The sequence below is a fragment of the Nostoc sp. genome (assembly GCF_036916735.1).
Taxonomy (GTDB): domain Bacteria; phylum Cyanobacteriota; class Cyanobacteriia; order Cyanobacteriales; family Nostocaceae; genus Nostoc.
Window position 1 is genome coordinate 33,593 of sequence record NZ_JBALFV010000030.1, and the last position, 8,018, is coordinate 41,610.

Genomic DNA, 8,018 nt, shown 5'->3' on the forward strand with positions numbered 1-8,018 from the left:
ATTTAGGATAACAGCACTGTTGCTGCGATTATGGCTAAATTTTACCTTGTTATTTGTCGGATTACCTGCTTGAGATTTTCTGGACTATGGACTTGCCAATTATTTACCACCCAGATTACATTGCTCCCCTGCCTGAAGGACATCGCTTCCCGATGTCTAAGTTCCGACAACTCTACGAATTGCTGTTAACTGATGGTATAGCTAATCAAGAACAATTTCATACCCCCGAACGTCCTCCCTTAGAATTGATAGAGTTTGTCCACACTCCAAATTACGTTAAAGCTTACTGTGAAGGAACCTTAGATGCCAAAGCACAGCGACGTATTGGTTTGCCTTGGAGTCCGGCATTAGCAAATCGTACCTGTGTAGCTGTAGGTGGTACAATACTCACTGCAAAATTAGCATTAAGTCAAGGTTTAGCTTGTAATACGGCTGGTGGAACTCATCATGCTTTTCCTACTTATGGATCTGGTTTTTGTATTTTCAACGATATAGCGATCGCCTGTCGCGTTTTACAAAAATTCGGACTTGTCCAAAAAATCCTGATTGTCGATTTGGATGTACATCAAGGAGATGGCACGGCTTTTATCTTCCAAGACGACGACAGCGTTTTTACTTTTTCCATGCACTGCGAAGTCAATTTTCCCGGTACTAAACAAAACAGCGATTTGGATGTTCCTTTGCCGGTGGGAATGGAAGATGACCCTTATTTACAAACCTTGGCAAATTATCTAGGAGATTTATTGTCTAAAGTCAAGCCAGATTTAGTATTTTATGATGCTGGTGTAGATCCTCATATAGGCGATCGCTTAGGCAAATTAGCCCTTACAGATGCTGGCATTTTCCGCCGGGAAATGCAGGTTTTAAGTACCTGTATGAGTAGCGGTTATCCTGTCGCCTGCGTTATTGGCGGCGGTTACGCTGATGATATGAAATCTTTAGTTTGGCGACACTCTCTGCTACATCGCGCCGCTACTGAAGTTTACCAGCAGTACAAACTATAGTTAGTTAATAGGAAATACTACCAAAATCGTAAAGTTTTTAAATGCAGAGGAACGCAAAGTAAACGCAAAGGTACGCAGAGTATTACCTTTAATTTGTAGCGAATAGGATTAAAATAAACTTTGCGCTCCTCTGCGCTTACCTCTACGCCCCTCTGCGTTTATTAAACCCTATTTTGTCGGCAAAGGTAGTACTGGATGAACAACGGCAAACTCAGAATTTACGAACTAGCAAAAGAATTGAATTTGGATAGCAAGAAGCTATTAGTAATTTGTAACAAACTCAACATTGTAGTCAAAGGTCATACCAGCACCATCTCAGAATTTGATGCAGAACGCATTCGTTCAGTAGCAAATAAACTAATAACAAAATCCTCGAAAAATAAAACAAACTCTGAAGATTGGGGCTATATGTTTATAGCTTCAGCAGTTGATAGCTTTATCCGCCATCTTGAAGGTGAAAGCGTCCTGAAATCATATCCCGAATTTAGAGAGCGACGCGATCGCGCCAATCAGTTAATGTTGGAATGTGTCGGTAAAAAGCCTTCTCTATTTTATGTGCGTCGCAAAGGTGCGGGGAAAGAAGCAAGAGAAGAAATTTGGGATTTAACAATAGCAACAGACTCCAATGATTTTCCATTACCCGCAAGACTTGAGAAGCTGAGAAAAACATTAGGATTTAGAGCGGCTGTACCAAAAGATGGACGCGACGGTATAAAAATACTATCGGCTCAGTTGTTACAACCCTCACGGGGACAGGCTGATAGCTATGCTCTACCTTGTTGCTTACGTTTGCTAGCTAATCATCAGCATCATCTCGACATTCCACCCGCAACATTGAAACGCATAGCAGCCGCGCCAGTTTGTGGCGAAAATGTGCCTACAGAAGATCAGCTTAAAGCTTGGAAAGCATTTTTGCAGATTGAGGAAAAAATTGCGAAAGCACGTCAATTTTGCGTGCGTTATGTAAGTCACAACTATAATTTTAAAAGACGAATCAGTTTTGAAATTGATGTAGCCTCAGCCACTCTTGACGGCTTTTATCAAAATTCCCTCGAAGTAGAAAACTTTTGGGAGCGAGCAAGACGTACAAAAAACGAAGATTTAAAGCTTTTTGAAACTGCTCCCGTTGGCAAAAATTGGATTAGCGGTCGTCAATTAGGGACTGTTGAGGAAGTTAACCCCAACCGTTGTATTATTAATCTCAGGCTAGAACGTGACTTAGCTGAATTCATGGCAACAGAGCGTTATAAGTTGCCAGATACAGGATTTTTGTGTTTTGAAGCAGTTGGTGATATTCAGCAGATTCAGCGTAAGAAAAAAGCTTTGGATGATTTGAATAATGGTTACACCCAAAATCCATATTTGGGTAACTTTTTATTCGATGCTTCCCAGGCTAGACAAATCAAAACAACTATCGAACTCCAACCACAAGATTTGTTATTATCTTCTGCTAATCCTGGCCAGAAAGCAGCAGTAGAAAAGGTACTTGCTGCTAAGGATCTTGTTCTTATCCAAGGGCCACCAGGTACTGGAAAAACTACCGTAATTGCCGAGATTTGCTATCAAATTGCGCTTCGCGGTGGACGAACTCTAATTGCATCTCAAGCTAATTTAGCAGTAGATAACGCCCTAAGTAGATTAGTTCACAACCCTGTGATTCGTGCTGTACGCAAGGGGAAAGCCGAAAAAGTTGGGGAAGAAGGACAGCCATTTTTAGAAGACCAAGTGATTGGCACATGGCTAGAAAATACTGCAAATGACTGCGAAAATAATCTGACTCAACGGCTGGAAAATATTAAAAATTTAACTCAATTACTGGCATTATCACAAAGATTTACAGCCTACTTCCAAGCAGAGGAAAAAGTTAATCAGGAACAAACTAAATTTAATCAAAATAAGTTAAAAATAGAGATAAACTTTCAAAATAAAGAAAAATATTACAACGCAACTATAGAAAAACAGAATGAGGTTGAATTACTAATCACAAAATTAGAAAATGTATTAAATACTGCACCAAATATTAACTGGGAAGCTTCAGAAGTTACAGATTTTTTGCCACTTCTTAAGCCATACACAGAAGGTAACAGTTTAGTAGAAGACTTTTTAGCAAATGTTCGTCAAACCATCAAATATACTGATGAAATTGGCTTTGTGCGTCCGGCGCTTGGTGCTTTTGGTTTAGCCGTTTGGTTGCGTGAAACTGTAGCAATAGAAATTTCTGGATTTAAAACTGCTTTGACTTATGCTCAAAATGCAAGTCAAGCTATATCAGAAGTTGCAGCATCAGTACAGATTGTCCAACAAAATTTCGCCTCATTAAATCAGCTACAACCAGATTATCAGAAATATCTTACCAAACTGCAAAACTTACAGCAAACAATCCAGATATGGGAAAACCGTAAACGCGAAATAGATTATATTATCTCAGCAGTTAAGGAATGGAAATCTACAGCGCCTTCTCATCTTTATCAAACTTTGAAAGATTGTCAGCAATCAGGTTTACCACTAACAGAGAATTTAGTTGACTTGCCGCTAGGGTTGTTGATGTTTGCGAATACCTTGAAATTACCAATAGTACCAATAGATTACAAAATTAACCTACCAGAATGGGAAGTATTAGCAAAGGCGATCGCTTATGAAATAGATGGCAATTTCACTGATAGACGGGGTAAACAGCATAATTTTAGTTATTTTTTACAACAAAATTTTAGTCAAATTCCAATGGTGCTATCAAAGAGCGCTCGCACCCAATGGCAAGAAACTTATCAACAGTTCAATAATTATCAGTTACTCAACCCCAAACAGCGAAAATTATTGATTGAGAATACCCAGGTTTTTTTAATTAGAATGCAACGGACTTATGCTGCATCATGGGAGTGGAATAATATCGATTCTACTCTCACCCGCATTACACAAGAATTGCTAGATACTATTCTTGCAAATGCGCGTCAATGCGTTTTAAAAGTCAAAACAGAAACCGACCAACAACTTCAGTCGCTGCAACGACAACTAAATGAACTTCAGAAAAATGAACTTAGCCAACAGCAAATATCTATTATTCAAGCTGAGGTAGAAAAAGCACAGCAGAATGCTAACTTCCAACTTGGACAGGTGATTAATATATTGCAAGAACTTAATCAACAAACAAATATACCTGCTCAACTACGTACTGTAGTTGAAAAATACTTGGCAACACAATCAAATATTTGGGAGCAACCCCAAGAGTTTATAAATCAAGTTAATTATTGGAAAACTTGCATCACTCAGCTTGAAACCTTAATCTCATTATTAGAACCTTTTGCTGTGCTAGATACAATTAACTATTCTCTAAATGAGCATTTATTAAAGCTAAAAAAAGAAACAGAAAATTCTTTAAAACAAATTCAAAAATTGCAAATAAATTTACGCGAAATAGAACAAAAATCACAACCAAAACCATCAAAATATTTAATAGAAGAACGAAACTGGTGGTTGAGAGAATGGCAAACTATACCTGATAAATTTAAACCAGAAAATTCTCAAAATGACTTGTTTAGTATAGAGTTTTTACGCAAAATCAATACTCAGTTTGACTTTTGGCAGCAACAACTTCAAAAAGATGAAATTTATCTGAATAAATATCAGAATTTTGTACAAGATTGGATAAGAAAATTAAGAGAGCCAACGGAAGGCGACCGCGACGACTTAAGGCGTATTTATTTAGATAATGCTAATGTCGTTGGTATTACCTGTGTTCAGGCTGCAAATAGAGGTTTTTCTGAAGAATTCAAATCTTTTGATGTCGTCATTATTGATGAAGTTAGTAAGTGTACTCCACCAGAGTTATTAATCCCAGCATTGAAAGGTAAAAAGTTAGTTATGGTAGGCGATCATCGGCAATTACCACCTATGCTTGATACTAGCACTTTAGAAGAAGTTGCTCAAACAATTGGCAACACACGAGATGAACTACAATTTTTAGAAGAATCACTGTTTAAAAGTCAGTTTGAATCTGCTAATGAAAGCATCAAACAAATGCTAACTACACAATATCGAATGCACCCATTTATTATGGGAGCAATTAATCAGTTTTATAATGGTAAACTCGAATCTGGTATTTTGGAGCCGGATACAAAACGTGCACATCATCTAGCAGGCGAAATCATCCAAGAATCTCAGCATCTTATTTGGGTAAAAACACCTATAGAGAATCAGTTTTTAGAGCAAAGAAACGGAACTTCTTACTTCAATACTCAAGAAATTGATGCGATTGAACGTCTGTGTCAGCAGTTCGAGACTAGTTGGGCTTCTAAAGTTGTTAATGGTGAACCAAAAAAAGAAATTGCCGTAATTACATTTTATGGCGCTCAATTAATAAAAATTGATGAACGTCTGCAATCTGAACTTTTTCCTTCACTAGAAATTCGTACTGGTACAGTAGACCGATTTCAAGGAATGGAAAGACCTGTTGTAATTGTAAGTATGGTTCGCAACAATAGCAAAGGAGATGTGGGATTTGCGAAGAAACCAGAACGGGTAAATGTTGCATTTTCTCGCGCTCAAGAACTCTTGATAATTGTGGGTTGTCATAATTTGTTTACTCATCAATCAGGTAAAGTCGGAAGTATGTATTCTGAAGTATCAAATATTGTTAGTTGTCATGGAGGTTTCGTTGATATTTCTCGAATAATTTGAAAATTTATTTTGTTGTTAATTAAAGGCTTAAACGAGAAACAAAAAATATAAAAGTGTTGAAAAAAGTAATTTTTAAGCTCCTATAAAGACAGTTACAATTAACAAACTGCCCTCCAAAACTGATTATTTCTCATTTAGAAACAGACTAGAGACTTTTATGACCCCAACAGCGATAGCTACACCCATAAAAAAATCACCCCTTTTGTTTAAAGGACTGACTTGAAGAGAATTCAAAACATAACTTTTGACTTCCCCGAACGCGAGTGCGTTCCGTAGGGAAGGGGTTGACGCCGCTCTGGGACTCAATACTTGGTACTGAGTACTGGAAAAAAGTTTTTGAAAATTTAATGGTGGGTAATAAGCAACCACCATAATTTTTGACTTGACACCTAATCCCTAATCCCCAGTAAAGAGTCCCCTTTACCTAGAATTTTAACGGGAACACTGTACAATCCAAAGGAGATTTTATTGTTACCAACGCAGACTTTCATTCCTTTGCTAACTTGTAAAGTGGAATAGGAAGTTGAAGAGAGCATCAAGAACATACATGTACGTACTAATTGGTGGAGCCGGCTTAGTGGGCTTAAGTTTGGCGCAAAAACTGGTAGAACTGGGACATACTGTTGCCCTAATTGACATTGACCCTATCGCTTGCCGCTATGCCCGTGAACAAGTAGGAGCAATGGCTTTTGAAGGCAGTGCTGTAAGTACAGAAGTATTGTTAGAAGCGGGGATTCGCAAAGCCGGTTCCTTGGCAGCTGTTCTGAGAAATGATGCCTTAAACTTGGCAATGGTAACTCTTGCTAAACACTACGGTGTTCCCCATATTTTGAGTCGGATGCGTCACCCCGACTTTGCCGAACCACTGCGGATAGCTGGAGCTAATCATGTTATCAGTACTGTTGAACTATCAGTTTCAACAATGGTGAACGCCATTGAGTATCCACAAGTAGAATCAATGATGCATTTTGAGCAGGGACAAATTGAGGTTCTGAAACTTTCCATCCCCAACAATTGCTATGTTGCTGGTCGTAGCGTTGCTGAAATTGCTCAAGATACCCAATTTCCGACTGGTTCGCTAATTATTGGCTATCAATCCCATCCCCACGAAGATTTGATGATTCCTAACGGTAGTACAATACTGGAACCTCATTCAACTGTGCTGATTGTGACTAAACCAGGATGTTTACATCAAGTCATTGATTTTATTGAACAAAGATGTTGAGCGCAGTTCCTACCTAACTGTTTATTAGGTAGGGTTAGCTACACATAAAAAAATTGGTGAGTTTTGATGAAGCCGTATCGATATATTTATTTAGCGATCGCTGTTATTATTCTGGCATCTTGTGAATCAACACCTAAGTCACAACCCGATGCCATTCCAGCAACCCCATTGCAAAAAACAGTGACGCTGGATAATAATTTTAAGATAGCAAACAGTCAAACTCTTTATGTTCCGGTCTACTCTCATATTTATCATCACAATCGCCAAGAGATTTTTGAGTTAGCAGTTACGCTTAGTATTCGGAATACAGATTTGACCAATCCGATTATTATTACTTCTGTGCGCTACTATAACTCAGAAGGGAAACTAGTTAAACAGTATTTGGAGCGCCCTATTCAACTTGATGCCCTAGCTTCTACAGATTTTTTTATCAATAGAAATGATACCAGTGGAGGTTTAGGCGCAAACTTCATTGTCGAGTGGGTAGCCCAAACAGAAATATCCGAACCGATAGTGGAAGCAGTCATGATTGGTACTGACTTTCAACAAGGAATTTCTTTTATCAGTCCTGGTAGAGTAATTAAAAGTCAAAATAACGATAAGCGATCGCCTTTAAAATAATTCGTAATCACGCTCTCTACGAGAGGCTAAAAGCGTAGCTTACTTCTCTGTAAGAGTACGCAGACTCGCTTTGCAAGACGTTAACGTAATTCGTAATTCGTAATTCATAATTCGTAATTCAGTTAATTCCTCGTTCCTAAGCTTTGCATGGGAATGCATTCATTGAGTCTCTGACTCAATCTCTTGCTGGAGGCAACAGATCCTAATTAGCCAAAGCTCAAAGGTTCACTCACGAAGCTCAGAGATTCATCAACGAAGCTCAAAGGTTCACTCACGAAGCTCAAAGGTTCACTCACGAAGCTCAGAGGTTCATCAACGAAGCTCAAAGGTTCACTCACGAAGCTCAGAGATTCATCAACGAAGCTCAAAGGTTCACTCACGAAGCTCAGAGGTTCATCAACGAAGCTCAGAGATTCATCAACGAAGCTCAAAGGTTCACTCACGAAGCTCAGAGATTCATCAACGAAGCTCAAAGGTTCACTCACGAAGCTCAG

At 38.6% G+C, this 8,018-nt stretch carries 5 protein-coding genes; 4 read left to right on the forward strand and 1 reads right to left on the reverse strand.

Annotation, left to right across the window (positions count from 1 at the left end):
• Nucleotides 1-86 precede the first annotated feature (86 nt).
• From V7L20_RS07590 to V7L20_RS07605, 4 genes are all read left to right on the forward strand, one after another.
• Nucleotides 87-1,004 (forward strand): histone deacetylase family protein, encoded by a 918-nt coding sequence (locus V7L20_RS07590; RefSeq protein ID WP_334743484.1) that lies wholly within the window; start codon nt 87-89, stop codon nt 1,002-1,004.
• Nucleotides 1,005-1,199: 195 nt separating this feature from the next.
• Entirely contained in the window at nt 1,200-5,678 is a 4,479-nt protein-coding gene (locus V7L20_RS07595; protein WP_334743485.1) for a translation initiation factor IF-2 N-terminal domain-containing protein, read from the forward strand.
• Nucleotides 5,679-6,225: 547 nt separating this feature from the next.
• On the forward strand, nt 6,226-6,903 hold the full coding sequence (locus tag V7L20_RS07600; RefSeq protein ID WP_334743486.1) for a potassium channel family protein: 678 nt from the start codon (nt 6,226-6,228) through the stop codon (nt 6,901-6,903).
• Nucleotides 6,904-6,969: 66 nt separating this feature from the next.
• A complete protein-coding gene (locus V7L20_RS07605) occupies nt 6,970-7,524 on the forward strand; it encodes a DUF3124 domain-containing protein (protein WP_334743487.1) in 555 nt (184 codons plus the stop codon).
• A 206-nt stretch (nt 7,525-7,730) separates the two neighbouring features.
• Here V7L20_RS07605 and V7L20_RS07610 read toward each other — a convergent pair.
• A partial coding sequence (locus V7L20_RS07610; RefSeq protein ID WP_334743488.1) for a hypothetical protein occupies nt 7,731-8,018 on the reverse strand: 288 nt, incomplete at its 5' end.

What these genes read in the sequence shown, in the direction of transcription:
- V7L20_RS07590 (WP_334743484.1), top strand. Translation starts at nt 87, where the DNA reads ATGGACTTGCCAATTATTTACCACCCAGATTACATTGCTCCCCTGCCT.
- V7L20_RS07595 (WP_334743485.1), top strand. Translation starts at nt 1,200, where the DNA reads ATGAACAACGGCAAACTCAGAATTTACGAACTAGCAAAAGAATTGAAT.
- V7L20_RS07600 (WP_334743486.1), top strand. Translation starts at nt 6,226, where the DNA reads ATGTACGTACTAATTGGTGGAGCCGGCTTAGTGGGCTTAAGTTTGGCG.
- V7L20_RS07605 (WP_334743487.1), top strand. Translation starts at nt 6,970, where the DNA reads ATGAAGCCGTATCGATATATTTATTTAGCGATCGCTGTTATTATTCTG.